At 50.2% G+C, this 26934-nt stretch carries 15 protein-coding genes; 7 read left to right on the top strand and 8 right to left on the bottom strand.

The window, feature by feature from the left end; genetic code table 11:
* Window positions 1-343 precede the first annotated feature (343 nt).
* Complete coding sequence (locus ACXAFR_RS18030; RefSeq protein WP_475179223.1) at window positions 344-2518, top strand: glutamine synthetase III family protein; 2175 nt, start codon at window positions 344-346, stop codon at window positions 2516-2518.
* Between the two features lie 122 nt (window positions 2519-2640).
* Here ACXAFR_RS18030 and ACXAFR_RS18025 read toward each other — a convergent pair whose 3' ends face one another.
* From ACXAFR_RS18025 to ACXAFR_RS18015, 3 genes are all read right to left on the bottom strand, one after another.
* Window positions 2641-4272: a sulfatase-like hydrolase/transferase gene (locus tag ACXAFR_RS18025; protein ID WP_475179222.1), complete on the bottom strand. Its 1632-nt coding sequence runs from the start codon at window positions 4270-4272 to the stop codon at window positions 2641-2643.
* A gap of 130 nt (window positions 4273-4402) precedes the next feature.
* Window positions 4403-6733 carry a TonB-dependent receptor gene (locus ACXAFR_RS18020; protein ID WP_475179220.1) on the bottom strand — a complete coding sequence of 777 codons (2331 nt, stop codon included), beginning with the start codon at window positions 6731-6733 and terminating at the stop codon, window positions 4403-4405.
* Between the two features lie 43 nt (window positions 6734-6776).
* Complete coding sequence (locus ACXAFR_RS18015) at window positions 6777-9098, bottom strand: arylsulfatase (RefSeq protein ID WP_475179217.1); 2322 nt, start codon at window positions 9096-9098, stop codon at window positions 6777-6779.
* A gap of 122 nt (window positions 9099-9220) precedes the next feature.
* Between ACXAFR_RS18015 and ACXAFR_RS18010 the strand changes: the two genes are divergently transcribed.
* Window positions 9221-10114: a LysR family transcriptional regulator gene (locus tag ACXAFR_RS18010; RefSeq protein ID WP_475179214.1), complete on the top strand. Its 894-nt coding sequence runs from the start codon at window positions 9221-9223 to the stop codon at window positions 10112-10114.
* 56 nt (window positions 10115-10170) lie between these two features.
* On the opposite strand, the gene ACXAFR_RS18005 is transcribed toward ACXAFR_RS18010, so the two are convergent.
* The gene (locus ACXAFR_RS18005; protein ID WP_475179213.1) at window positions 10171-12057 is read right to left on the bottom strand and encodes a bifunctional sugar phosphate isomerase/epimerase/4-hydroxyphenylpyruvate dioxygenase family protein; all 1887 of its coding nucleotides are present in this window, start codon (window positions 12055-12057) and stop codon (window positions 10171-10173) included.
* Window positions 12058-12085: 28 nt separating this feature from the next.
* Complete coding sequence (locus ACXAFR_RS18000; RefSeq protein ID WP_475179211.1) at window positions 12086-12925, bottom strand: shikimate dehydrogenase family protein; 840 nt, start codon at window positions 12923-12925, stop codon at window positions 12086-12088.
* A gap of 426 nt (window positions 12926-13351) precedes the next feature.
* Between ACXAFR_RS18000 and ACXAFR_RS17995 the strand changes: the two genes are divergently transcribed.
* The 5 genes from ACXAFR_RS17995 (at window position 13352) to ACXAFR_RS17975 (ending at window position 22125) form a co-directional block, all read left to right on the top strand.
* Window positions 13352-14251 (top strand): LysR family transcriptional regulator, encoded by a 900-nt coding sequence (locus tag ACXAFR_RS17995; RefSeq protein WP_475179209.1) that lies wholly within the window; start codon window positions 13352-13354, stop codon window positions 14249-14251.
* 179 nt (window positions 14252-14430) lie between these two features.
* Complete coding sequence (locus ACXAFR_RS17990) at window positions 14431-15816, top strand: MFS transporter (protein ID WP_475179207.1); 1386 nt, start codon at window positions 14431-14433, stop codon at window positions 15814-15816.
* A gap of 363 nt (window positions 15817-16179) precedes the next feature.
* Window positions 16180-19716, top strand: a complete 3537-nt coding sequence (locus ACXAFR_RS17985) for a response regulator (protein WP_475179204.1) — start codon at window positions 16180-16182, stop codon at window positions 19714-19716.
* A complete protein-coding gene (locus ACXAFR_RS17980; protein ID WP_475179201.1) occupies window positions 19713-20537 on the top strand; it encodes a CheR family methyltransferase in 825 nt (274 codons plus the stop codon). Before ACXAFR_RS17985 ends, ACXAFR_RS17980 begins: the two co-directional genes overlap by 4 nt.
* Window positions 20530-22125 (top strand): ATP-binding response regulator, encoded by a 1596-nt coding sequence (locus ACXAFR_RS17975; protein WP_475179200.1) that lies wholly within the window; start codon window positions 20530-20532, stop codon window positions 22123-22125. Before ACXAFR_RS17980 ends, ACXAFR_RS17975 begins: the two co-directional genes overlap by 8 nt.
* A 7-nt stretch (window positions 22126-22132) precedes the next feature.
* Here the strand turns inward: ACXAFR_RS17975 and ACXAFR_RS17970 are convergent, their stop codons facing one another.
* The 3 genes from ACXAFR_RS17970 to ACXAFR_RS17960 all read right to left on the bottom strand — a co-directional run bounded on the left by ACXAFR_RS17970 (window position 22133) and on the right by ACXAFR_RS17960 (window position 26666).
* The gene (locus ACXAFR_RS17970) at window positions 22133-23473 is read right to left on the bottom strand and encodes an MBL fold metallo-hydrolase (RefSeq protein ID WP_475179198.1); all 1341 of its coding nucleotides are present in this window, start codon (window positions 23471-23473) and stop codon (window positions 22133-22135) included.
* Window positions 23457-25292, bottom strand: a complete 1836-nt coding sequence (locus ACXAFR_RS17965; RefSeq protein WP_475179195.1) for an amidohydrolase — start codon at window positions 25290-25292, stop codon at window positions 23457-23459. The genes ACXAFR_RS17970 and ACXAFR_RS17965 overlap by 17 nt, the downstream gene beginning before the upstream one ends.
* Before the next feature lie 105 nt (window positions 25293-25397).
* Complete coding sequence (locus ACXAFR_RS17960) at window positions 25398-26666, bottom strand: MFS transporter (RefSeq protein WP_475179192.1); 1269 nt, start codon at window positions 26664-26666, stop codon at window positions 25398-25400.
* Window positions 26667-26934 lie beyond the last annotated feature (268 nt).

Genomic DNA, 26934 nt, shown 5'->3' with positions numbered 1-26934 from the left:
AACAGTCATTCGCCGTCTACATCGATGACCGATTAAATTCAATTCCCATAATTGATCGATAAAGGCAACGTTTAACGACAATTCGCCCCAGGACAGAGCAAAACACGAACGCACACGGAAGTAAAAGGAGTTGGTCTGACTATTGCGAAAACACCACAGAAGCTCTGGTAATGGAAAAGATCAAACCTCTCTCTTACAGCACCATGGAAGAGGATTATTGTGACAGGGCGTTCGACGAATTGCCCTCTCGCTTTCCATTACTTGCAGCTCCCACGGCGAGGTATGCTGATCGACAATTAGCACTGCCTCAACCTATGACAATATCTCTTTAAGGGAAGAAATTATGAGTGGATGTGAGTCCCGGCTCGCCGCGATCAGCGCTATAACCCAAAGCAAACCCATGGACGTTGAGATGCCCAAGCCATTGAGCAAGATTTGGGCGACCGACGTTTTCAACCTGGCTACCATGGAAGAATGCCTGTCGAAAAATGCCTTTAAGGCCATGAAGAAAACCGTGCAGACAGGCGCGCCTCTGGATCCCGCGACCGCCGATGTCGTCGCAGCTGCCATGAAAGACTGGGCCCTGGCCAAAGGCGTAAAGTTTTTCTCTCATATCTTCTATCCCATGACCAATGCCACGGCTGAAAAACACGATGGGTTTATCGTGACTAACGCCGATGGCAATGCCATTACCGAATTTACCGGCAGCCTGCTGATCAAAGGCGAACCTGATGGCTCGTCGTTCCCCAACGGCAGCCTGCGCATGACCAACGCCGCCCGCGGATATACCGCTTGGGATCCCACCAGTCCCGCCTACGTAATGAACACGGCGAACGGTGCGACGCTGATGATCCCCAGTGTGTTTATGTCCTGGACGGGTGAAGCCCTGGACAAAAAAATCCCTTTGATGCGCTCCAACGCCGCTATGGACAAAGCAGCGAAACGTGTTTTGTCGCTGATGGGCGAGACCGAAATCGCCACCCTCAATAGCAGTTGTGGTGCCGAGCAGGAATACTTCCTGATCGATGAAAAATTTGCCTATGCTCGTCCGGATCTTCTGCTGGCCGGTCGCACTCTGTTTGGAGCCCCCTCTGCCAAAGGCCAACAGTTTGATGATCATTACTTTGGAGCGATTCCTGAGCGAGTCCAGGTTTTTATGCAGGACTTCGAAGACCAGTTGTATCGTTTGGGTATTCCCGCGAAAACCCACCACAACGAAGTGGCACCCGGCCAGTTCGAAATCGCCCCCTACTTCGAATCGGCCAACGTTGCCTCGGATCATCAACAACTGTTGATGACCGTCATGAAACTGACCGCCAAACGCCACGGCTTTGTTGCCTTGCTGCACGAAAAACCTTTCGCCGGTGTGAATGGTTCAGGTAAACACGTCAACTGGTCTGTGGGCAACGCGACCCAGGGTAACCTGCTGGATCCTGGCAGCACCCCGGAAGAGAACCTGAAATTCCTGATGTTCTGCGGTGCAGTCATTCGCGGCGTGCATAAATTCGGCCCTCTTTTGCGCGCCGTTATTGCCACTGCGTCCAACGACCACCGTCTCGGTGCTAACGAAGCGCCGCCAGCGATTTTGTCGGTTTATCTCGGCACCCAGCTGGAAAAAGTTTTTATGGACATTAAAGAAGGCAATATTCCAGCAACGGAAAGCGGCGGCCAGATGGATTTGGGCTTGTCTCAGATTCTGCCCTTCAAGCGCGATCCCGGTGACCGCAACCGCACCTCACCGTTTGCTTTTACCGGCAACCGTTTTGAATTCCGTGCCGTCGGCTCTTCACAATCCGTATCCGGCCCCCTAGTCGCCATGAACACTATGCTGGCCGATTCCCTGAATTGGTGTGCCGACAAACTGGATACGGCGTTGAACGGCGGCACCGATTTAACGGCAGCGGTCGTTGGCGTGCTGAAAGAAGTGATGGCCGAACACGGTAATGTGGTCTTTGGCGGTGATGGCTATTCTGCGGAATGGCACAAAATGGCCGTTGAAGAACGCGGCCTTAAAAATCTGCCCACCAGTGCCGAAGCTCTGCCCGTCTTCCAGGCGCCAGAAGTGGTAGAGCTGTTTTCCAGCACCGGTGTGTTGACCCCTGTCGAGCTGGCGAGCCGCTACGAAGTTTATTCAGAGCAGTATATCCAATCCATCGAAGTGGAAGCCAAACTGGTGATTGAAATGGCGACCACCTTGATCTATCCGGCTGCCGTTTCCTATTTATCCGAATTAACCGGAACCATGGAAAAAGCCTCTGGCCTAGGGATCAAAATGGACGCCGCGATGGCTGGTAAGGTTGCATCCACAGCTGACAGCCTAATGTCGACCGTGGACAAACTCGCCTCAGCCATTGAAGAACATAATTTCCCTACGACAGAAGCCCACCTTCAGTACTGTGCCAAAGACATTCGCTCATTGATGGATGAAGCACGCACCTACGCAGATACCCTGGAAGGGTTGGTGGCCGACAAGTACTGGCCTCTGCCCAGCTACTCGGAAATGCTGTTTATTAAATAAGCCGACCTTCTCGGCTTATACCAATGAATCCAGAGCCTTTTGCCGCGATTTATCGCGGCTTTTTTATGTCTGGGATTTGCACTCAACAAGTCACGCGCCCTGACCCCTGAAACTATCGCAGCCTACTGGGTTGATAAAATCGTTTCCTGCGTAATGACTTTCAGGAGATGACAAAAGTCAGCGTCTTCCTTTTGGGAGACACTCTCTTCTTGCAGACTAACACTTGAACAGGCGTCTGGTTTTTCTAAGGGAAACTCCTCCAAAGGGTCTCGAACCAAATCGAACCAATGACAGTTTTGGATCTCTGTATTGTGACTACATAAAACCTTATAGCGTGCGTTACGTACCGCGACCTGTCGCAGCTCGTTTTGTAACGGATTTATGGTTTCTGCGGAGACGTAGTCTTTTTCGTTATCTCTTACCTCGGAGGCTTGCTCGGTAAGTAATGGCATTAAAGAAACCGAGTCTAGGTCGATCTTGTGTTGTCCGCTGCGATCCGGTACAGAGTCCGGAACCTCTAGCCCCGCCATTTCCAGAATCGTGGCAAACAGATCGACGCCGTGGATAAAAGCGTTACTTTGAGATCCCAATGCGATACCCGGTCCACTAACCGCCATAGACACGCGCACGCCGCTTTCATAAGCCGTGCCTTTACCACGGCCTTGCCGGGTAATATACATATTGTCAATAAATTCGCGCCGGGGGCCAAACATCCACGTGCCATTGTCTCCCAGATAAATAATATAAGTATTTGGAGAGACCTCTTCGATAGTCTTTAGCAATTTCCCAATGACGGTATCCATGGCATTGGTCATCGCCCGCATCAAGGCTTCAGAAGAACAATCGCCAACATTGGCTGACCCGAATTGTCCACCACAGGCCTCTATTTCAGCGCGAGACGTCTCGTCCAATGTATCTACATTAGGTACAGCCATCGGATTGGGCTCCTGCTGTACAGAAATATGGGAAAGATTGAACGCCAGCCAGGCAAACCAGGGAGCTTTCGGCTTTTCTCGGCGTTGTTTTAGTATCCACTGTTGAGCGTCGCTAACTTTAACCACAGGTGCAAAGGTAGTCGCAGCGATTCCTTCCAGAGATCGACGCGGTGGTGACTCATCAATCCATACATCCTCAGCGGTACTGTCATCCTGGACCTGGTAATCGTAATTCCAGTAAGTCTCAATAGCCCCATTTAGATTTCCCTGGAAAAGATCAAAGCCGGCTTCTTTCGGTTTCATGCCCGGATATTCATTCAAGCCTGCCATGTGCCATTTACCGAAGGCCGCCGTTTGATAGCCGGCCTGCTGGAGATCTTTAACGAAGGAATGTTGGTTCTGAGATAACCAGTCACGATAATCCAGCACCCCGGTGCGCGATGCATAGAGACCCGTCAACATTGAAACACGAGTTGGCGAACAAAAAGGCTGCACCCAGACCTGATTAAAGCGCATACCACCGGCAGCGATCTGATCCAATGACGGCGTGGATGCTGGACGTCCACGAATCCGTTGGTAATCTGGATGATTGAGACCTTGAGGTCCGTACTGAGACTGGAGCTCATCGATCAAACCGGGATACATATCGGTCGTCACATCCAAACCTATATCATCGCCGATAATTAATAGGATATTCGGCCGACTTCCTTGACTGTCATCGTTCAAATCTGACGGTGACATCGCTGAGGACGGCGCTACCATCAAGCAAATGTTGATAGCGATACCAATACTCAACCAATAAAATTTACGATATTTCACAGGTGATTCTCTCTTTCATAATGAGTTTTTAGGAGAATTGAGGGTTGGCGTTAATTAACGGATAACTAGGGCTAGTTCCAAAATAGTCGCTACCAAACTCTGCTCTGGTAGCGACTGCTTTAGATAACTTTTAGAAATTTTTCTGCAGAGATAGCGACCATTCCCGCGGCGCGCCGGGTTGTCCCGATGTAACCCCGATCGGTAGGGTCAGCTTATTGGCGTAGTAGAATTTATCGGCAAGATTGGTCGCCGCCAGAGCGACCTCCCAAGTTTCATCAGCAGATAACCAACCGATGCGGGCATTAAGCAGTGTATAACCATCAACGAGTCCGTTGGGATTGTTATCAATGTTATTGTAAAACTCTGATTGATAAGCCACGTCGAATCTTGGAGTTATTGTTCCCAGGGAGCCGAGAGACAAAGCATATTGAATCCCCAGGCTGGCTTTCTTGTCGGTGATATAAGGCGCCATAGAATCTATAGTCACACCGATGGTCTGTCCTTCGGAAACAGCAATTTCTTTCATTTCAAAGTCAAGCAAGCTCACTGAGGTATCTATCGATAAACCTTCGAATAGAGACAAGGTTAATTCCGCCTCAACACCGCTGAGTTCAGCTTCCCCTACATTGGTCGGTGTAGAATTCACGAAACTAACGACGTCACCATCAACAACTGTCGGCGATCTATCATTGAATACAATATCATCATAGATATTGGTAAATGCCGATACATTCAAGCGCATACGCTGATCAAAAATATCGGCTTTTACACCAATTTCGTAAGCATCCAAAACTTCAGGGAAAAACGGCACTGCCTGTTGTGATACAAAAGGCCGAGGATTGACACCTCCCCCCCGGTGACCCGTTGAATACTGCACGTATGCCATTAAATCATCGGTCACGTTATAACTTAGATTAAGTCGATAATCCCAACTGCTACCATTATACTCGCTACTAACCCCATCTATCGCTGCTTGAGCGGTATAACTGGGCTCGGAAGTATCGAAAGGATTGCGCCGCACAAAACGGTAGGATTTTTGATCGTCCGTATGACGGACACCAACGATGATGTCTAGCTTATCAGTAACATGATAAACGCCATGGGCGAAGCCGGACAGGTTTTCCGAGGGAATCACATCATTCGTATAAAACACCGATGAGAACACCTGCCCTGGAGCGATAATGTCAGAACCTTCAATATAACTTGTCGCTTTGTAATAGAAAACGCCTAATGTCCAATCGAAGAGATCACTCATACTGCTGCCATTGAGTCTGAATTCTTGAGTAAACTGATGGTGAGCATTGGTAAACACCGAGGTATTAATTCCAAAGGGCGTTACATCATAGTCAGTCCCATACTGACCACTTAAATCCTGATAGGCAGAGATAGATTTAAAACTTAGGTTGTCCCGTGGCGTCCAGTCGATACTGGCGGTGGCTGACCAACTCCGCAAATGAGTGTCAGGATCCCAATAAGTCGCCGGATGATCACCGTCCGCGTCAGTGTACGCCGGTGTGGTATAGGTCGCGTAATTATCGTAGGAATCGTTAGGTGTCAAAAATATGGACGGATCCGTCACCCCCGGCGTCATTAGCGGATTAACATTCAGACCAAGCAATTTGGTAGCCGCACCTTCGGAATCATCCGACAGCGTGCTGAAAGAGACATTAGTTTCTATGTCTTCATGAACGATCCAACGCAACGCGACCCTGGCAGCCGTGTATTCAGTCCCGCCGAGTCGCCCCAACTCACAATTGCCACTGTTTGCTGCACCGGCGCTAATTCCAGCAATGTTACCCGGGTTTTTACAGCCAAAATCAAAACGTCTCGAATAGCCATCTTGCTTACGGGACACGCCAGAAACCCGAGCGTATAAACTATCCTCGACCAGGGTCAAATCGGCTCCACCGCGGACGTCCATACGATCACGGGAGCCGACCTTTACGTGCAGATATTCTGTTCCCTCTCCCGGTTTTTGAGTAAATAACTTGATGGCCCCACCCAAAGAGTTCTTACCAGCAAGAGTACCTTGGGGACCACGAAGAATCTCGACACGATCCAGATCCAGTAGATCTAACTGGGAGCCGAATACAGTGCCATGATAAACATCATCGATATAAACCCCGACCCCCGGCTCCAAGGCAAAATTGGTATCAGACTGCCCGACGCCACGAATGAAAATCGCAGCACCTGGACCGAAAGCGGATCCAGTTGGTTTGAGGACAACGTTGGGAGAACTGTTGGTCAGATCGGCTATCGTATTATAGCTGCGAGCCTCCATATTTTCGGCACTGAAAGCAGATATAGCGATGGGTGTTGTCTGTAGCGACTGCTCTCTAAACTGAGCCGTAACAACAATCTCTTCGATTGCACCAGTGGATCCGGATTGGCTTTGAGAAAAAGCATCACTAGCCCCCAGCGCTGCTGTCACTATACTTAAATAGCGCATAGAATTTTGCATGAATAAATTCCTCTTATGATTTTATTGTTAGAATGTTTTTTCGCTAATCGCGTATAAAGTCGATACGATCAACAGAAAAATGAGTCGGCTCAGTCATATGCAGTTGCCCTCCTCCCGTAACCGTCTGCTGCCCTGGGTCACCCACATATGCATCCCCCAAAACCCGAAACACTCGTGGGACGGCAGATTCCGCGACCACATTGCCATCTACGAACAGCTGCGCCTCTACCCGTGAACCATCCTCCAGGCGTGAAAACGCAATCGTTATAAGGGATGAGCCTTCCGTTAATTTCTGTTTGCCTTTTAGCACCATCCTACCTTCGTCCGAGCCTAGAGGATCAAAATAAAAAACAGGACGGCAATCTTCTAGCGCCAGTGTTGCACCACTGGATTGTGTTCCTTTAACAAAAATTGTTCCGGAACATTGTTTCTTTTCAACAGTAACCTGCGCACGCCATTCACTATTGTCCGACATGTCGGGCCAAGCGGCCTCAGAATAACGGGTTTTTCCTGGATAGTAGGACAAGCTATCGCGCCTCTTGATCAAGCTGGGTCGATGACCATGCCGATATCTTTCCATCATATTCGCCTGTACCGGTAGCACGTGGTTCTTTTCAGCGACGATTTGAAATTCCTGCTTAAGGTCAGCCAGTTTTTCCGGGAATTCGGCAGCAACGTTATGGGCCTGGGAAAAATCCTCATCTAAATGATATAACTCCCACTCCAAGGATTCCGGATCTACGGTGTGGGCACGATCCCAGGGAGGAACTTGGGGTACTGTTGAGGCCAGCCAACCGTCTCGGTAATAACTGCGATTTCCCAACATTTCAAAGTACTGACTGGTGTTACGATCGGGGGCATCTTCATCATTGAAACTGTAGGCCATTGAAACACCGTCAAGAGACTTCTGCTCAATCCCGTCAATGGTCGAGGGCGGAGTGATATCCAACACTTCATAAATGGTTGGGACTATGTCAATCACATGGTGAAATTGGCTTCTAACCCCCCCGTTCTGTTGACGGGAAATCCCCTGTGGCCAGGTTACAACCAGTCCATTGCGAATACCGCCGAGATGCGAGGCCATTTGCTTGCCCCACTTAAAGGGAACATTAGTTGCCCACGCCCAGGCTGCCGGATAATTTGGAAAAGAACCATCCCTGCCATGCTCATCAATATTCTTGGTTAATTCTTCAAGGGTAGGCTCTTTGCCCGACAGGCTTTGCAGTTCGTTGGTAGCTCCCGTAAAACTCTCTATACTCGCACCATTGTCACCTTGAATAAAAAATATCAATGTATTGTCGAACTCACCGGATACTTTGAGCCAGTCGATAACCCGACCTATTTGAAAATCGTTATACGATAACTGTGCTGCCGCCACTTCCATCATACGGGCATAGATTCGACGTTCTTCATTAGAAAGACTTTGCCAGGAAGGAAATTCTTTAGGTCGCTCAGTAAGTTCTGCGTTTAAAGGAATGATTCTTTCCGCTTGCTGGCGCTCGAAGGTATCCTTGCGCAATTGATCCCACCCACCATCAAATTTTCCTTTGAATTTAGCGATCCACTCATCCGGCGCTTGGTGTGGAGAATGTACCGTACCCGGAGCCCAATAAATAAAGAATGGCTGGGAGGGCTTTAGATTTTTTTGTATTTGCAACCAGTGAATCGCCTGATTTGAGAGATCTTTATCCAACATATATTCACCGTCTTTTGGCGGATCAATTGGATCTCGATTACGAATTAAAGAAGGATGAAATTGATCGGCATAGGCGGCATTAAAGCCGTAGAAAAAATCGAAACCCCAAGCATTGGGCCAGTTGTCATAAGGCCCCACCGGTGTATTCTCCCACAATGGTGTATTATGGTTTTTACCGAGGAATGCTGTGGCATAGCCAAAATCCTGCAACACCTTAGCAACCGTCGCTGCACTTTTAGGCAATACGCCAGTATAGCCTTGGCGATCATCGGCAATATTAAGGATTGCGCCCGTATCAACGGCGTGGTGATTGCGACCAGTTAACAAGGCGGCTCGAGTGGGAGAGCACATGGCAGTGGTATGAAATTGGGTAAACCTAAGCCCTTCCTGCGCCAGTGAGCTCAGTGTCGGCGTCGGAATAGCGCCACCAAAGGTAGAGGTCGCAGAGAAGCCAACATCATCTGTCATGATCACCAGTATATTGGGGGATTCCATAGGTGGAACAGGACGTTCCGGATAGTGTTGAAAACTAGAATCATTGCCTGCTACGGAGTTGTTGGCGGCATGACAGTTCATGCTCCAACTGAGAGCTAATCCCAGAATAACCGCAGTTTTTGCACACAAAAGGCTCTGAACGGAGAGCCTGTCAAAGGTCCGAAAAGTAAACATGAGTATTGCCCGAGTCGTTATTGTTATTTCACTAGGGCATCAATATTCATTTTAATGACTTGCATAGCAACCTATCGAATACCTATCATGGTTATAGCCTAATACCTATCACTGGTAAAATAATGACAACACCAAGACAGTTACAGGTTTTTATTACGGTGGCCCAAGGAGGTAATTTTCGCAGGGCTGCAGATCAGTTGGGGATTACTCAGGCGTCTGTCAGCAATCACATCAATGCTCTAGAACGTTCCCTTGGCGATTCACTTTTCGTGAGGGAAAAAGGACGCTCGGTCAGATTATCGGAATTTGGACAACAGACTTTCAAGAAAGCTGTGGAAATACAAGAGCTCCATAGTTCCATCAGAGCGCAACTGATTCCAGTGAAACCTGCTATTAAGTTTTACGTTAAGCCACTGCTATTCGAAAAATCTATTTTCCCGAATCTAGATGCCTTACACGAATGGGGTATGCCAGAAAATATCGATTTCGTGATGCTCGACGATTCTAATGATATCGCGGCAATGGTCTCCCAAGGAAAAGCTACCTTTGGTCTTTATCGTATAGGCTCGCCGAACGTACACCTACTAAAGCCGGTCAGCCTCTCTGAAGCGCCATGTTCTGTTTATGTCGCAAAGGAACTCTCTGACCAACTCGACAATGATCAATTGGGTTTAAATGATATACCCTTTCTCGCACCTCGAGGAAACTCTATCCTTTACGCGTCTCTCAGATCGGAAATCCTGATGCGGTTGCGTACATTGTCTGAATTCTATGAACCATCTGCGATTCTTGACGTGCAACCCTTTGGTTGGTCAATGCTAGAAGAGGTTATCAACGGTCGTGGAATGGCAGTACTTCTTGACTGCCATTGTATTGACCATTTGGAAGCAGGCAAACTTATCAAACTGCCTTGGTCACTTACACCTTTTTATACGGTACTGGTAGCAAGTAAGGAATGTCCGTCAGACATTCGCGATGGTGTGGCCAGAGCATTTTCAGAACTATTCAAAGACTAGTCGACATCCACCCCACTCGGCAACGCATCTAACCAACCGTAACTTCACCCTGGCCGCTATACATTGCGCTTACGTAATCGAGCCTGGGCTGCCATTCGAACTTGAGCGTTGACCTCTCCATAGTTTCCGTATTTCTCTCTTTGCACGACTTCAAAGAAAATACCGTTGATTGAACGGGTATAGAAATGCAGAAAATGGCCTGTCTCGCTCTGGTCATAAAGCACATGGTATTTGCGCATTTTTGCCATCAGCGCTTTATCGAGATCAAAACGCGCTTCCAAATCGTCGTAGTAATTCGCCGGTATCGGTAGAACGATTTGAGGATCAATATTTTGCACCAAGGCCAATAGGTCTTCACAGTGAAGCGCTATATGTTGTACTCCTGAGCCTTTATGCTCCTCTCGAAAACGCTCTGTCGATGCCCCCCAGGAACGAGACATATTAAAGGGTAAACGAATTCGTTTATCGCGGCTCGTAGCCGTACGACTAACAACAATACCGTAGGGATCAATCAAATCCTGAGGCTGCGCGATATCCAGTCCAAATAAAATTCGGTAAAACATGGACGTGGATAAAAACTCTGACTCGGCCATACCACTGGTAATGTGATCCACCGTCATGGATGACTTTACCGTCGACGACGGAGTTTGAGTCTCGTCCAACGGTATAAAGTCGACATCAATAAAGCGCTGACCATCGTGGCTGTTTTGCACAAAATAGATAAGCCCACCAGACACACTTTTTATACCGGGAATATTCAATTCACCGCTTTCGATGTCGGATTCAAATTTTCGGTACCCAAAGTATTCCGCTCGCTCTGCCATTCCGTCTGCATCCGTTGCGGAAAAAGCGACAGCACAGACAGAAACGCCGTGCAACAAATAATAATTTTGAGCAAAGCTGTCGGGTTCCTCATTGACGACAATACTGACGTCGCCCAAACGATACAGTGCGACATCCTTAGACCGGTGTTTATGTGTCTGCTCGAAACCTAAAGCGGTCATCAGTTTGATGAGCTGATCACGCGCGGTCGATTCGACAGCAAATTCAATAAATTCAACCTTTTCAACGCTGGGCTCTGGTGGAATATAGTCACCTGGGCGAGCCATAGGCCCGGCGAGATCAGGGGCGACTATCGCAATACGCTCTTGTAACCACAGCATAGAGCGCATGCCATCAATTGCCGTGGGCTTACAGGGCGATGAACGAAATTCGTCATTGAAAATCTCATGGGACAGATACCCGTCATACCCGGTGCGAATCACCGCTTCCATAAACTCATCATTGGGAAAATCTCCCTGGCCGGGAAAGCAGCGGAAGTGTCGACTCCATTGCAGCACATCCATATCCATCCAGGGGGCGTCGGCAACCTGAATCAATGCGATTTTATGACCGGGAATGTCTTCGATCGTACTCAAATCTCGACCGCGGGCAAAAATATGGAAGCTGTCGAGGATAATACCGAAATGCTTGTGATCGACCGTTTTAACAATATTCCACGCTTGCTGATAATCACGGATATAGCGTCCCCAGGCGAGCGCCTCGTAGCCAACCAAAAACCTGCGTTTTTGTGCCCGTTCCGCCAGCTCGGAGAAGTCCTCCACCGCGCGCTCAAAACTGTCGATGGCCTGCGGTGACACATTACTGCATATCAGCAGTCGATCAGTGCCCAGCTCTTCCATTAAATCAAATTTGCGTTCAGCCCGGTCAAAGTTTTTTTGCATCCGGCTACCGGACATGCACTCAAAATCGCGAAACGGTTGCAAGGCGACGATCTCCAGCCCGAGGTCTTCGGCCATACGTTTCACCACAGCCGGAGATTCGTCAAACAACATCAAATCATTTTCAAAGAGTTCGATCCCATCAAAACCCGCGGCCGCTACAGCTTCGATTTTTTGATGGAGATCGCCGGATAAGCAAACGGTAGCGATAGATCGTTTCATGGAAACACCTGGTTCAGGTCAAGTCGGTTTAGTCCAGCCAGTTCAAGGCCGTCCCGATAAGCGTCTCATCGGCATCCACATTGACGCCGGTGTAAAGAAAAAAGGCATCCAGTCCCTGAAAAATCCACAAATCAAATCCTGATACGATGGTCAGCCCTGCGGCGGTGCAATGCTGCAAAAACTCTGTCTGCAGCGGCGTGTAAACGGCGTCGAACGCCCACTCCTGCCCGCCAATCAGTGAAGCGGGAAACGCAGAGCCCGGATGATTGACCATTCCGAGCGCCGTGCAGTTAACCAAACCTTTGGCCGCTGCGGCCGCAATGGGTATTTCCTCAATCGAAATCGCACGAGCAGACACACCCCGTCCACGAAGATCTGAACATAGCGATTCAGACTGTGCAGCAACCGGATCAAAGATGTCGATATGTTCCGCCGCCAGCGTGGATAAGCCATGCGCAATGGCGCGCCCAACACCACCGGCACCACACAAAAGAATCCGGCCAGGATGCGCATCGCCACGACGATACCGATAGCCACGAATAAAGCCGCTGTAATCGGTATTGGCAGCTAACAGTTTGCTGTCGACAAACTTGAGTGTGTTAAATGAGCCTATATTGGGATCGTCCGGACGCAAAAAATCATCGACCAAATCTATAATTTTTTGCTTATACGGATGCGTAACGTTGAGCCCTTGATACCCTCTGCTGCGAGCGTCTATAACTGCTGCAACTGGATCCTGCCCGGTGACTTCACCGTCGAGCAATCCATAAGACACATCTATACCCGTAAGTGCGCCAAGATACTCTTGAAGTTTCGGCATCCTAGAGCGGGAAATGCCTTCCCCCAACAGAGCCAGTTTAATTGCCATTTTGAACCTTACGTTGCCATTTTATTGGATGTCATGTGGCAGCTGTATCACCTAAGGGAACCTCTGATTTAATTACCTGCGTTGCCATCGCTGCGTTAAAAATGATCTCAAAATACTCATTTACAACACGTAAACTCCGCTTTTTCGGTCATTTTTGCCTTGCGCAGGCCGCCTCGCCGACATTAATCAAAAGTTCCCTAAATTACAGTTGTGCAGTCTGTTCCCAGACACTCAGCATTTAAAGACAGGGGGCGGGGTTTTGTACAATAATTAGATATCGACGTTCTATAACATCGGGTTATTCCCGAACAGACAGTTTGATATTATGCCGCCAAGCTCATTGTGTGAGCGTCTGCTTTATGACTGGCATCGCTATCGCTAACATGAATCAGAGCCCCCTAATAACTAAGATATGTCGGTAAAATTATGATTCTAAATTTGCGACAACTGGAAGTCTTTCGCGCGATCATGATCGCGAAAACAGTCAGTGGCGCTGCTGAGCTGCTGCATGTGTCTCAACCGGGTATCAGTCGGTTGCTCAAATATATGGAATATAAGCTGGGCATTAATTTGTTTGAGCGGCACAAAGGCCGATTAATTCCAACGCCGGAGGGAGAAGAGTTATTCCGGGAGTTGGAACCTATCTATCGCAGTATCGAAGATCTGGATATCGTGATTGAACGTATCACCCGCCCCGATAATCAGCAGCTGCAAATAGCCTGCACACCGAGCCTGGCAAATTACGTCTTGCCCAATCTCATCGCTCGGATTAAAAAACAGATGCCTCAATCGACGGTTAAACTGGAAAGTCTTCCCAATGAGACGATCGCGGAATATATCATTCAACGACGAGTCGATTTCGCACTTGCTTTTTATGATCCGGAACACCCACTGGTGTTGTCCGAGCCATCCATTGCGCTAGGGCTGGAATGCGTTGTTCCTAAACACCACCCTCTCGCGAGTGCCGATAAAATCTCGTTTAAACAACTCCTCGACTATCCCCTGATCAGCTACTATCCAGAAACCCTCCTCGGGAGATTGATCGTTCAGGCGTTTGAAAAGCTGGAGCAAGAACCCGATGTCGCTGTCACCATACGTTATGCGGATGAAGCCTGCGCGATGGTGGAACAAGGTCTTGGGGTTACCGTTGCTTTTGAATACACCGCAATCCCGCAACGCTTTCCGGAACTCGTCAGCGTGCCCATGCCGAATCATCGCCAACGACTGCATTTTCTGCGTCATAACGGCGTGTCTTTACCTCACGGAGCTAGACAGTTTTACGATCTGGCGCGCTCAGAAATTCGCGCAATGGACGGCGACAACTGATGTCTCATACCACCCTATGTAGCAAACTTGGTATTGCAGCCCCATAATCGCAGGTTATAGCTGTTGGCAAACTGGGTATTTGTGCCCTCAGTTCGCCAGTGCCTACCATGACAAAAAAATTTACGCCAAACATCCGCTAACATCCGGATCGATTAACTTGATAACAACACAGGCGCATTATGGCTTCAAACACCCAGGCGGGCAGTTTCCCGTCCGACCTCGACACGTCTTCCTCTCCCCCATCTGACGGACAGGCCTGCATCGATCGGCTCAATCGCCTAATTGATGATCGCCCAATGTCGCGACTGCAGATTTGGGTCATTATGATCTGTTTTAGCCTCAATATGATCGACGGCATGGACGTTGTGATGATGTCCTACGCCGCACCGGTTTTGGCCGATGATTGGAGCATTCCCGCGGCGGCGTTGGGTGCAGTCTTCAGTGCTGCACTGATCGGTATGACCATCGGCTGCCTCGCCATCGCACCCTATGCGGACGCGATTGGACGCCGCCGAATGATTCTTTTGGCGATTACGGTGATTTCGATTGGCATGTTGGTATCCGGTTTCTGTACCAGCATCCTGCAGCTGGCAGCAGCTCGAGTATTTACCGGCCTGGGCGTCGGCGCCATTTTAGCCTCGATGGCGGCCATGACATCGGAATATTCGTCGAAAAATCGACGCAATTTCTGCGTCGCGTTTTTACAGGCTGGCTACCCAATCGGCGCGGTCGTTACCGGCTTGCTATCCGCTGAATTTATGCCCATCTACGGCTGGCGAATCATGTTTTTTATCGCCGCATTCCTCAGTGCCATCATGATACCTGTGGTGTACGTTTTCTTACCGGAATCCCTGGAATTTCTCGTTAAAAAGCAACCCCGGAACGCGCTGAAAAAAATTAACCGGACATTGACGAAAATGCAGGCATCGCCACTGCAGCGTCTGCCAACCAAACAGGAAAATGGATTCGTCAAAATTCGCGTCAGCGCGCTTTTTGAAGGACCCAGAGGTTTTTCGACACTGATGTTATGGTGCGGCGTTTTTCTTGGATTTTTTACGCTCTATTTTGTCATCAGCTGGATTCCCAAAATTGCGGTTGATGCCGGCCTACCCCTCGAAAAAGGGATTTATGCCGGCACTGCCTACAATCTGGGATCCTTTGCAGGCAGTATTTTTCTGGGCTGGATCTCCATGCGATATGGTCTACAGAAAATGATCTGTTGCTTCTTCATGATCGCGGCCATATTACTGATGGTATTTGCGTCGATAAACATGGGCGTGATGCTGATTCTCTTGTGCACCTTTTGCATCGGCATCACGCTCAATGGTGGATTTAATGGCTTCTGGCCGACCGCAGCACGACTCTACCCCACTGACATTCGCACCACCGGCGTCGGCTGGGCTGTCGGGGCCGGGCGTGCAGGTGCCGTTATGGGCCCGCTGATGGGAGGCTACCTGCTACAATCCGGCGCGGGCCTGCCCGTGACCTTCGCGGTGTTCTCGATTCCGTTAGTATTGGCGGGTATCGCGGCATTGAACATTCGCTCCACAGATTTCGCCAACTGAGAGCCCTTCCAAGGCGCGACTTGCAACAAATCCAACGGGCCTGCCGGTAACAGGCCCGCTCTTTCCTGACGGATTCGCCTCTCGGTCAGTGACCGTGGCCCCGGCAGATTCGCTGGAGACCCTCACCACCTCTTGCCGCTCCGGCGCGGAACACCTATTATCTGCTCGTCGGGCAATAAACAGGAATGTCGGTTTTTCCGGGAGGTCGGCATCCCCTCCTCCTGCTGTCACGTCTGAAAACGGAATTTCACTCCAACGGTTTCACGGACTGTGTTCAGTCATTCGATACCTCTGTTGGATACCCGAGCTTTTGAATTCTCTCGACATTGCACCGTATTCAGATTCCTGCCAAAGATGTCCCCTATGCGTTTATCCCAACAACTTAGATCCATAAGCTGGATTCCCCTGCTCTTGATGCTCCTGGGATCGTCTCTTGGATCCGGTCTTATTTTCCTCAGTCAAAAATCTGTAACAGACTCGGTCAATGACTATGTCATTCGTGAATCCTATCTCAAGGATCTCTACAACAATCTGGGTTATGGCGGCGGGATTCACGCGTTTAAAAATTATGTCTTACGCCAGGAAGATGCCTATCGCCAGGCAGCTCTGGTTAAATTGAATGCAGCCAGTGCCGCGACTCAAGCCTATTGGAACCTTGAAAATGTCACAGAGGAAGAGCGACAGCATCTGGCAATTGTGCAGAGCACCATTGGCCTTTACCTCGAGCGATTGCAACTTGCCGAACGGCTTATCAGCCTGGATCAGGACTCCAGTGTTATCGATGCTCAAGTCAGAGTGGATGACGACCCCGCGATCGCGGCACTTAACGCCATCGACCTGTCCCTGCAAGAGACCAACCTTGGAATCGTACAAAGATTAACCCGCTCCAGTTGGTTGAGCATTACGATCATTTTGTCTGCAGCGGTTGCTGTGGTCTTCCTTTCCTTGCTGTTGAACCGATTACTCGCACGCCGCCTGGTTGACGCCATGGCGACCATTGTCGACACGTCAGAACAAATGGCGAGAGGGTATTTTTCGTCTAAAAAGGATTCTCCTGATTCCGAAACAACAGCCACTCCGGAATTGGGAAATGACGAACTCAACCAACTCTATCAGTACCTGCAAGATCTTGGCGCAAGACTTCAGTCGCAGGTGCTTGAGCTGCGACAGCATTCCCATCGCGACCGGGAATTGAGCACTCTCGCCTTTCTTTTAACGGACAATACCTCCAGTGCAGACGCGGCTCGCGCCGTCTTAAAACATCTCACAACCCACATGTCGATGAATGCAGGCCGTTTATCCCTGCGGGATAGCGATGGCTGGCAAGAAACCATCTCTTGGGGACTTTTGGCGGGTAGTGACCGCCAGACCTCCAGCCAGTATCAGGCGCTGTTGGACGACCTCATGGAAGAAAACCGCTGGACAGAGTTTCACCCAGTGCCAGAACATTTTTGGAAAATCAGCACCCCTTTTGGTGAGACCTTTCCGGAAACCCTGATCTTTGTACCGATACGCTATCAGGACAAGGGCCTCGGAATTATCGAGCTTGCCGGGCTGCGGCGCTTAAATGATGAGGATAAAGGCCTGCTTGACAGCTTATCGGAGATTCTCGGTACTGGCTTTAACTCTCTTTGTACCCAGGAGATAAACCAAAAACTCCTTACCGAAAGCCAAACACAAGCACGCACGCTCGAAGTGCAGCAACGTGAACTCGAAGAAGCGAACCAACAACTGGAAGTGCAAGCGCGAGATCTGGAAGTCCAAAGCTCAACACTGGATATGACCAATCGAGAGCTGCTAACCATCAAAAACGACCTGGAAGCACAGGCCGAACAGCTGGAGACAGCCAGCCGTCATAAGTCAGAATTCCTAGCCAGTATGTCCCACGAATTCCGCACTCCGCTGAATAGCCTGATGGTGCTTTCAACACTGCTCCAGGAATCCAGTCATGACAATCTTACCGATAAACAGCGAGCCTACCTCCAGTCGATCCAACAGGCTGGTGAGGATTTACAGGTATTAATCGAAGATGTCCTTGATCTGACCAAAATTGAAGCCGGCAAAGTTCAGTTGCTGTTGGATACGTTTACGCTCGGCGATCTCTTTCACGAAATCGACCAGATCTTCGCCCCCATATTCCAACAGTCTGATGTCGAGTGGATCGTCGACCTTCCCGAGGCGTTGGCAGCCTTGTCTTTACACACAGATAAGAACCGATTGAAGCAGATCTTACGTAATTTGTTAGCAAATGCTCACAAATTTACCCAGCGAGGCACAGTGACCCTCAGCGCATCTTCGGTTTCCACCCGCCAACTGTCCATCAGTGTTCAGGACACGGGAATAGGTATCGCTCAGGATAAACAGGGCCGAATTTTCGACGCCTTCGAGCAGGCAGATACGTCCATAAATCGCGAATATGGAGGTACGGGCCTCGGGCTTACCATCTCTCGACAGCTGGCCACCATGCTCGGCGGAAATATCGTACTTCAATCCAGCCTGGGCGGCGGTAGCCGCTTTACCTTGAATCTGCCTCAAACCCTCCCCGCCAGTATGGATTCACGAGTGGCGAATTCGGTGACTCACAAAGCGCCCAGAATTACCAATAATGCGGGTTTTGCCGCAGCGGACGAACCGATTCCCCAACCCGCGACAGATTCATCCAACTCAGCGAACCGCCAGATCAGTACGCTGGCCGATCAATTGCTGGAAACCCTGGACCCTGAACAGCCCTCAGTACTGATCGTTGAAGATGACAAGTCCTTCGCCACAATACTGGCGGAGCAGGTTAAACAGCGAGGACTTCAAGCCATCGTGGTCAACGATGGCCAGCTTGCCATGGAACTGGTCAACCGCTATCCCCCCAACGCAGCCATTCTGGATGTGAAATTGCCTTCGGTGAGTGGTATGGCCATTCTCGACCGACTGAAAAGCCAACCGACTACCCGGCATATTCCAGTGCATATGGTTTCAGCGATTGACTACCACGAAAATGCTCAGAAAATCGGCGCCATCGGCTACCTGAACAAACCTGTGACCATCGACAAAATTAGTGCATCGCTGGACAAACTCTTTGAGCTCATGACCAGCCAGGAACGTCAGCTGCTCATCCTCGAAGACAATCCTGAACACCAGCAACAATTAGCCACCTTGGTTGCACAGGACCAAACCCATTTATTACTGTGTAGCGATGCCAGTGAAGCCCTGCAATTAGTGCAGGAAAAGCCCATCGACGCCATTATCGTCACGCTCAATTTCCCCGATGTCACAGCACTGAGATTTCTTGAACAGCTGAATCAGCTGGAATCAAACGTACCTCCTATCATTCTCTACTCAGATCGACCTCTGGACGAACAGGAAGAGCAGACCATTCTGCAACAATCTGATCGATTGGTCTTGAAAGGGGCAAGAAGCCGCGAACAACTGCTGGATGAAGTCACCCTGTTTCTGCATCGTAGCGTACAGTCTGAGCCCGGCAATGCAATCCCAATGCACGCCATTGAGCCCCAATTTGCCGGGCATAAAGTGCTGTTGGTGGACGATGATATCCGCAACGTTTTTGCACTGACCAGCGCACTGGAAAACCGTGAACTGGACGTCATTACTGCGCGCAACGGCCAGGAAGCCTTGGAAATATTGCACAACCACCCGGACATCGAATTAATTCTGACAGACATCATGATGCCCAAAATGGACGGCTTGGAATTGATCGATCGTATTCGAGACGCTCAAGAATCCTTTAGCGATATCCCGATCATCGCCTTAACCGCGAAAGCCGGTAAAACAGATCACGAGCAGATTATTGCCGCTGGCGCTAACGACTACCTGTCAAAGCCAGTTAACCTACCCGCGTTAATGTCGGTTATTCACGTCTGGCTGCCTGAAACGGGATTAAACTTGTGATCGCACCGCCCGAGCTGGATCGATCGCGATTCTTAGACACGCTACGGCGTGACTATGGTGTTGACTACCGAGGGATCTCCCACGAGTTTCGAGAGCAACAACTGCAATCGTTGACCCGTCGTCTTGGTGTTCCATCTCTGTCGGCGGTGCTGGATGGATTGCGCTGCCACGACATATCGCTAACGGATGTCTTGAACATTCTGACCGTCGGCACAACCGAATTTTTTCGCAATCCCGATGTTTTTGCGGCACTACAGAACCAGGTGCTGCCGAAACTATCTGACGTAAAATCTTTGAAAATCTGGACACCAGGGTGCAGCCGCGGCAAAGAGCTTGTCAGCCTGTTGGTATTACTGGACGAAAAATGTTTGCTTGACCAAAGCCAGATTCTGGCAACGGACATCAATGAACACGCCTTACAGGCCGCACAGGATGGCGTATTCACTCGCCAGGAAATTCAGCAATTTACCAGCGGCTACCGAGCGGTTTCCGGACGTCAACCGGCCTCGACCTATTTCACTTATGCCTACGACCAAGCGCGAATTGCCTCAAGGCTGATGAACTCCGTAGAATTCAGGCGGCACGATCTATGCGCAGAACCCTCGCCCGGTAATTTTCACATCGTCTTATGCCGCAATGTTTTGATATATTTTTCCAGATCACAACAGAAAAAGATTCTGCAACTACTGATCAATTCTATCGCGCCGGGAGGTTATTTATTGTTGGGCAACGCGGAAAGAGCTTTTGGCTGTCAGCCAAACACCGATCTGATCACCGTGCAAGATCAACTACGTCTTTATCAGAAGCGCAGCAATGACTGATCCTATGCTCGCCAGCAATATTCTTCTGGTCGATGACAATCCCAGAAATCTTGAAGCACTGGAAGCCATTCTGGCAGATCTGGATATTGGCGTGTTCACCGCTCTGGATGCGGACCAAGCATTGAACCTGCTGACCGAACAGGAATTTTTTCTCACCATTATCGATGTTCAAATGGCTCCGGTCAGCGGTTTCGAACTTGCCAGTTTGATTCGCGGCGTCAAAAAATACCGCCACCTTCCCATTATATTTCTGACGGCTCACGCGCCCTCTGAAAGCTTTACGTTGGATGGCTATGATGCCGGCGCTATGGATGTCTTGTATAAGCCAATCAACCCGCAATTTATTCGCGCCAAAGTCGATATTTTCTTAGAACTGGATAAACAGCGTAAAGCCCTGCAACTCCAGTATCAGCGGGAAGAACGTTTACGCCTCGCCGCCGAATCGTCAAACGAGGCAAGAGCCTTATTCCTGGCCAATATTTCCCACGAGATGCGCTCTCCACTCGGCGCCATCATCGGCTACGCGGAATTAATGCGCCTGTCGGATCAACAATCTTCTCGAGAGAAAGAATTCTCGCAGGCGATCGTCCGCAGAGCCAATGACCTGACGCGCATCATCGATGGTGTTCTCGATCTCACGACCATTGAATCCAGTCAATTCCACCTGCAAATTGCCCCTTTTCACTTGCCGGAATTACTTGATGACGTTCATGCGCAAATGGAAGCCGACGCCAAACGTAAAGGCTTGAGCTTAAACATTGATATCGCCCCTCTGCCGGCAACGGATTTTGTCTCAGACGAAACCCGCATTCGCCAGGTCATCGTCAATATTCTTGGCAACGCGATCAAGTTTACGGAACAGGGAGCGATCTCCGTCGCGATTTCCATGCAACACAACCGGCTCGTTTACCAAGTGAAAGATTCCGGTATCGGTATCAGCGAGGAGCATCAAAACCGGCTGTTCCAACCCTTCAGCCAAGCGGATATATCCATCTCCCGCCGTTTCGGTGGAACGGGTTTGGGCCTTGCCCTCTCCCGGGAGCTCTGTCAGATGATGGGCGGAGATCTCGTTCTGGTTTCATCCGTGCCAAAAATTGGCAGCGTGTTTCAAGCCAGCTTTCGATTTGGCAGCCTGCTGACAGAAGAACATAATCTAGCCGATGACAGCGCTGACGCACAACGATCATCCCAAGCACGTCTGAAGCGTGTTGAGAGCGCCGCGTTAAAAGGACTTTATATTGACGACCTTCAGGACAATCGCATCGTCACGCAAACCCTCTTATCTCACTTGAACATCCACCTCGATTTAGCCGAGTCTGGCGTGAAAGGTATCGAGATGGTTGCTAATAATCGCTACGATTTTATTCTTTTAGACATTCAAATGCCGGATATGGATGGCTATGAAGTTTTTACAGAAGTGCGAGCCAAGGCCGAGACACTTCCCATAATAGCTCTCAGCGCGAGCGCTATGGATTACCATGTACAGAGTTGTCTGGATCACGGTTTTGACGCCTTTATTGCCAAACCGCTTGTGCTAGACAAATTGATTGATGGATTGACCAGCACCATACCCTCTTTGCAACCTTAACAGTCTGCTAAGAATCGCCAGCCTCCTCATCTTGCTGCTTTTGCCTGCGTGCCTCGTCGAGGTGCTTTTGGTGCTCGACAATACGATTCACTAACCGGGCAGAGTCTTCTCGAAAATAGCTGGGAATGCCGGGAAACGCGATAGGCAAACTCGGCAGTGGCTGGAAAGGGCGATCATTCGTATCTGATGTATAAACCGGCCCCTCGCCTTCTGCCTCGACCAGTACAGAAGCCACCTGCTGGTGTATCGCGGTCACGTCGCTTAGGTCCATTTGCAGAGGCATCTCATCCCAGTGGTAATTGCTACCGAAGTAGAAATACTCATGCTGTTGATTCCAGCTTTTCTTGCGGCTCATTTCAATATGACTGCCCAAAAACCACTTCACGGGATGCTGTTCGGCGAAATTCTCAAGCCGATTTAAGCTTTCTGTAAACTCTGGCCAAAGCTCAATAAACTGCAAACATGGGCAGACCATGTCACCGGTAAACATCAGTTGCTCACGGACATCATACAAAGAAATAGAGTCGCCAGTATGGCCTGGCGTCGGTAAAACGGTTATGGCGCGGGTTCCAATCTGCAATTGTCCTTGCCCACTTGGCCAGCGAGTAATGCCAGCGGCCTGTTCAAGACCATCAATATCGTATTCCGGAGGCTTAGGGTAAGGGTTATACACATTTCCCGGTTGATACCCCAGCAACCGTACCTGGGGGTTGTCCATAAAATGTCGATGGCCACCAAAATGATCCCAGTGGCTGTGAGTACTGATGATGGTTAACGGCTTGTCTGCCATCACTGACAAAATGTAGGGCTCTAGGTCTACTAGGCCGGTCCCGGAATCGATCAGCAGACCATCACTCACCTGCCCTTGATCATCACGATCCAATAACAGATATAGAAAATTGCCTTCAAAACTGTTGACCAGACTTTCTCGGATCACAAGGGTATCTCGGTTGTAAGCCCACACCAGATAATCGCGGTCCATAGCGACCCAATTGGCCGGAAAACCCTGTGTTGAATTTACCTTATCGGCAGCAAGCTGCCACTTCCTGGCGATACCGTCAACCAACTCGAGCGTCCCCGAAGAGGTGGTTCCGATACACACCAAGAATTCCCCGGAAGCGAGGTTGCGGGAATCTCCTTCGGCGATAATCGGTTCACGCAGAACAACCGTCTCACCTGGAATACAGGCTCTCGCCAGAGGTTCACCGGAATCCAGCTCAGGATTGGTGTCGAGTGGGCGCAATCGCTCCCATACCGGCTCCGCCATTGTCATTGGCAGGCAAGCCGACCACAAAAGCACTGCGGCAAAAAGGTCCCGCCAAAACAAGCGATTAGTGTGCGGCAACATCTAGATTGACTCCTGATTCCTTAAGCAACGGGGCCATGCTGTCGTTCGCGTAGCGTACACGGCCATCCATGACAGTCGCCTCCACCTTAACGGAGTGAATTTCATAACGGGGAACATCGAAGAGGTTTTTATCGAGAATCACCAGATCTGCCTGTTTGCCCACCCGCAGCGAGCCGATCTCATTTTCGCGCCGCAACATGTAAGCGCCATTAATGGTATAGCTGCGAATCAAATCCGGCAGGTTAAGGCGATTTTCTTTCGAGGGCATGACCTGGGTATCGGGAAAACCTATCGGCTGACGATTGTGGCCAATTTCAATTTGATCCAGTGGCCGGTAAATAATACCGGGATTCAGTGCCGTAAAATCGGAACCACTGGCAAGAGTAACACCTTGATCCACCGCATCCTGCAAGGGGTAGATTCCGTTAAAACGCTCTTCGCCAACAATGCGTTCGACGGTGCGATTGCGGTCATTCATGACGGCCCAGGCTGGCGTTGTCTGCCAGATTAACCCGGTTTCTCGAAAACGCGGGATATCCTCAGGCGCCACCAATATGGTGTGAGCTACCGCGTGACGTCTGTCCAGTGGTCCGTTTTTCGCCTGTGCCAGTTCGATGGCATTCAAGACAGCGTGCACCGCGCCGTCACCCACCACATGTATGTGCATGTCAAACCCAGCTTGCTCTGCTCGCCATACCACTTGATTAAGCTGGTCGATGGAGATAAGTGGTTCACCGTGATCGTCAGGCTTGTCTGAAAAGGGTTCCATCATATAAGCGGTGTGATTGGTTTCTGTACCATCTAGGAACAGCTTAATCTGACCCGTACCCAGAAATTCGGAATGGTAGCGCTTGCGCAAGTCTGCAAACTGCTCGATGGGGTCTTCATCTTGCTTCTCGGGCGCATTCGGATCGTAAACGTAAGCTCCGTAAATTCGCACCCCCAACTCACCAGACTGCTCCATAGCGTGCAGGATCGAAAAGGTCATCTCCCGATCTTTCATCCCGGCATCATAGAGCGTGGTAATACCCGCGGCACTTAACATGGGCACCCCAGCGCGGACACCTCGCTCCAAGCGCTCGCGGGTTTCAAAGGCGTATCCCGCTTCCGTCAAACGCTCTTTAAGCAGTTCCATCGCGGCGTGTTCGATGATAAAACCGGTAGGTGCATTGGTTTCTGGATCACGCGCAAACCAACTCTTACCCGGCAGCGGATCGGGAGTGTCTGCATCAATGCCGGCAATCTCCAATGCTTTTGAATTCACCCACATGTGGTGACCATCGATGGCTTTGAATACGGCCGGACGATCGGGAAGATACGAATCGATCATCGCAGCGGTTGGACCTTCTTTTCCAAAAGCTTCCATGATCCAACCACCACCGCGAACAAACGGCAGGTCTGGATGCTCTTCTGCATACTGTCGTACGGCGTCGATGACCACTTCAGGAGGCTGTTCGCGAAATGTGAGAGACGCATCGAAGAGCGTATCCGCAGAACCGATATGACCGTGAGCATCGACAAACCCCGGCATCAACATACGTCCCTTCAAATCGACAACAGACGTTTTTCGTCCGATATATGAGCGCACGTCCCGATCACTACCGACAAAAACGATTTCATCGTCTTGTACGGCCACTGCTTGCGCCCAGGGAGCATCGTTTTCAACGGTGTAGACGGCGCCATTTAAAAACACCAAATCCGCAGACCGTGCAGCGTCTGCCGGCGACGCCAGCAGACAGATGGACAACGCCGCCGCCCGTAAAGCACGCAGGACTTGCCGTGAAATGATGTTGTTTAATAATCCTTTAACCTTCCCCATAACGGACGCTCCCCCAGCGACATCACCGCAACACAAATTCTCATTACGAACTTATATTTATATCTCGAACATATCAAGAGGTTTGTTCCGATGACGGAAAGGACATTAAACAGACTGCCGGGGAGGAGCGACTTTCCAGAGGTTGGGCACACCAAGATATGCGATAAAAAACAGCAGACTGACGACGCCAGTGATACGAAAGAGCGCGAGTTCACTGTAGGAATGCATCACCAGACCACACGCTAAAGCGCCGAGCGGCGCCCCGCCCAGTAATGCCAGAAAATAGATCGAAAGCACCCGCCCCCGATAGGCCGCGTTCACCTGCTGCTGAAGAAGCGCTTTACCAAGGCTGGCAGAAACACCAGCAACCACTCCCCAACAAAATACCAGCCCCAACAATCCAACTGCCGTCGGCCGCCACGAGATGGCCAGCATAATCATTGCGGTATACACCAGACAAAAGAGCACACTGCGACCGGGCTGATCAATGGTACCTCGACGCAGCAGTGCGAGCGTGGCGATAACATTGCCCGCCACAAAACACAGCTGCAACCAGGCAAAAAACTCCGCCTCCTGGTGATACACGTCGCGCGTCAAGAGCGGCATTGCCACCATAAACGTGCCGAGATTTACAAAGCCGTTAAACGCCACCAAGATGAGTAAATGGCGAAGAACCGGATGCCGAAAACTGTAGCGAATACCCGCGCGAATGCCCGGCTTTTGACGCTGATCAGATGAGGACTGAGCGGGGACTCCTGCCCCCCCCAAAGCAATCGATGGCTGAGAAACGGACGTCACATCTCGCTGCTGGCGGCGCTGCAGTGACATCAATAGCAATGCCGCCAACAGCAAACATGCGCCCTGACCAATCAACACCCCTTGGATCCCTATTTGCGCAACCCTGCCACCGAGAATAACCCCAATCCCTTGCCCGCTGTAGATACAAGCACTCGCAAGAACTACCGCCCGCTGCAGTAAATGGCGTCTCTCGACGCCAAGTAATCCGGGCAGAATCCTGTCCCGTAAAGGCTGAATCAGCGCAAAACCACTGCCGAGAATGGCCGCATAGATGAGTACCAAAGGCAGCGACATCCATTGGCCGCTAATAACTCCGGCCATCGTCCAATGTGCAAACGGAAGTAGCATATAGACGATCGGTAAATAGCGCTCACTGCCAGCCCGGTCTGCAAAAACTCCGCTGATGGGCAGAAGCAAGGCACCGGGCAGAAGTTGGCAGAATTGCACCCAACCCAATCCCTCGGCGCTCAGGTTTAACTCTCCCATCGCCAGCCACGGGAGAGAAACCATTTGGATACCTGTCCCTATGGCGGCAAAAGCGATGGCCACATAGTACAGAGTCAAAAACTGAGGCACGCAGCTCTCCGAATCAAAACCGGCATGCTAACGGAAAATACGTGAAAATGAGAGGCGAAAACCGACGAGCCTGTGGTCACAGTGGCGAGGCGAGCACCAATTCTGGCAGCCGCATCCGACGTAAAAGTGTGGTAATGGTTTATAGTCATTATATAAGGTCGGCGTCTCGCTCGCCCCCATAACGAACGGATATAGGACTGGCGAAGCTCAGAGCGTTAACCTATACCCTGGTCACCGTGTCCTGAGCGCCGCAAGAGACACAAACCCG

It is taken from the genome of Pseudomaricurvus sp. ABR4_320 (assembly GCF_056159445.1).
This window is presented reverse-complemented; position numbering and strand designations above follow the sequence as displayed.

Bases quoted from the DNA above. Each gene is read 5' to 3' on its own strand.
- ACXAFR_RS18015 (WP_475179217.1), bottom strand. From the start codon at position 9,098: ATGTTTACTTTTCGGACCTTTGACAGGCTCTCCGTTCAGAGCCTTTTG.
- ACXAFR_RS18020 (WP_475179220.1), bottom strand. From the start codon at position 6,733: ATGCAAAATTCTATGCGCTATTTAAGTATAGTGACAGCAGCGCTGGGG.
- ACXAFR_RS17970 (WP_475179198.1), bottom strand. From the start codon at position 23,473: ATGTTGCCGCACACTAATCGCTTGTTTTGGCGGGACCTTTTTGCCGCA.
- ACXAFR_RS18005 (WP_475179213.1), bottom strand. From the start codon at position 12,057: ATGAAACGATCTATCGCTACCGTTTGCTTATCCGGCGATCTCCATCAA.
- ACXAFR_RS17975 (WP_475179200.1), top strand. From the start codon at position 20,530: ATGACTGATCCTATGCTCGCCAGCAATATTCTTCTGGTCGATGACAAT.
- ACXAFR_RS18000 (WP_475179211.1), bottom strand. From the start codon at position 12,925: ATGGCAATTAAACTGGCTCTGTTGGGGGAAGGCATTTCCCGCTCTAGG.
- ACXAFR_RS17990 (WP_475179207.1), top strand. From the start codon at position 14,431: ATGGCTTCAAACACCCAGGCGGGCAGTTTCCCGTCCGACCTCGACACG.
- ACXAFR_RS18010 (WP_475179214.1), top strand. From the start codon at position 9,221: ATGACAACACCAAGACAGTTACAGGTTTTTATTACGGTGGCCCAAGGA.
- ACXAFR_RS17965 (WP_475179195.1), bottom strand. From the start codon at position 25,292: ATGGGGAAGGTTAAAGGATTATTAAACAACATCATTTCACGGCAAGTC.
- ACXAFR_RS17985 (WP_475179204.1), top strand. From the start codon at position 16,180: ATGCGTTTATCCCAACAACTTAGATCCATAAGCTGGATTCCCCTGCTC.
- ACXAFR_RS17995 (WP_475179209.1), top strand. From the start codon at position 13,352: ATGATTCTAAATTTGCGACAACTGGAAGTCTTTCGCGCGATCATGATC.
- ACXAFR_RS18030 (WP_475179223.1), top strand. From the start codon at position 344: ATGAGTGGATGTGAGTCCCGGCTCGCCGCGATCAGCGCTATAACCCAA.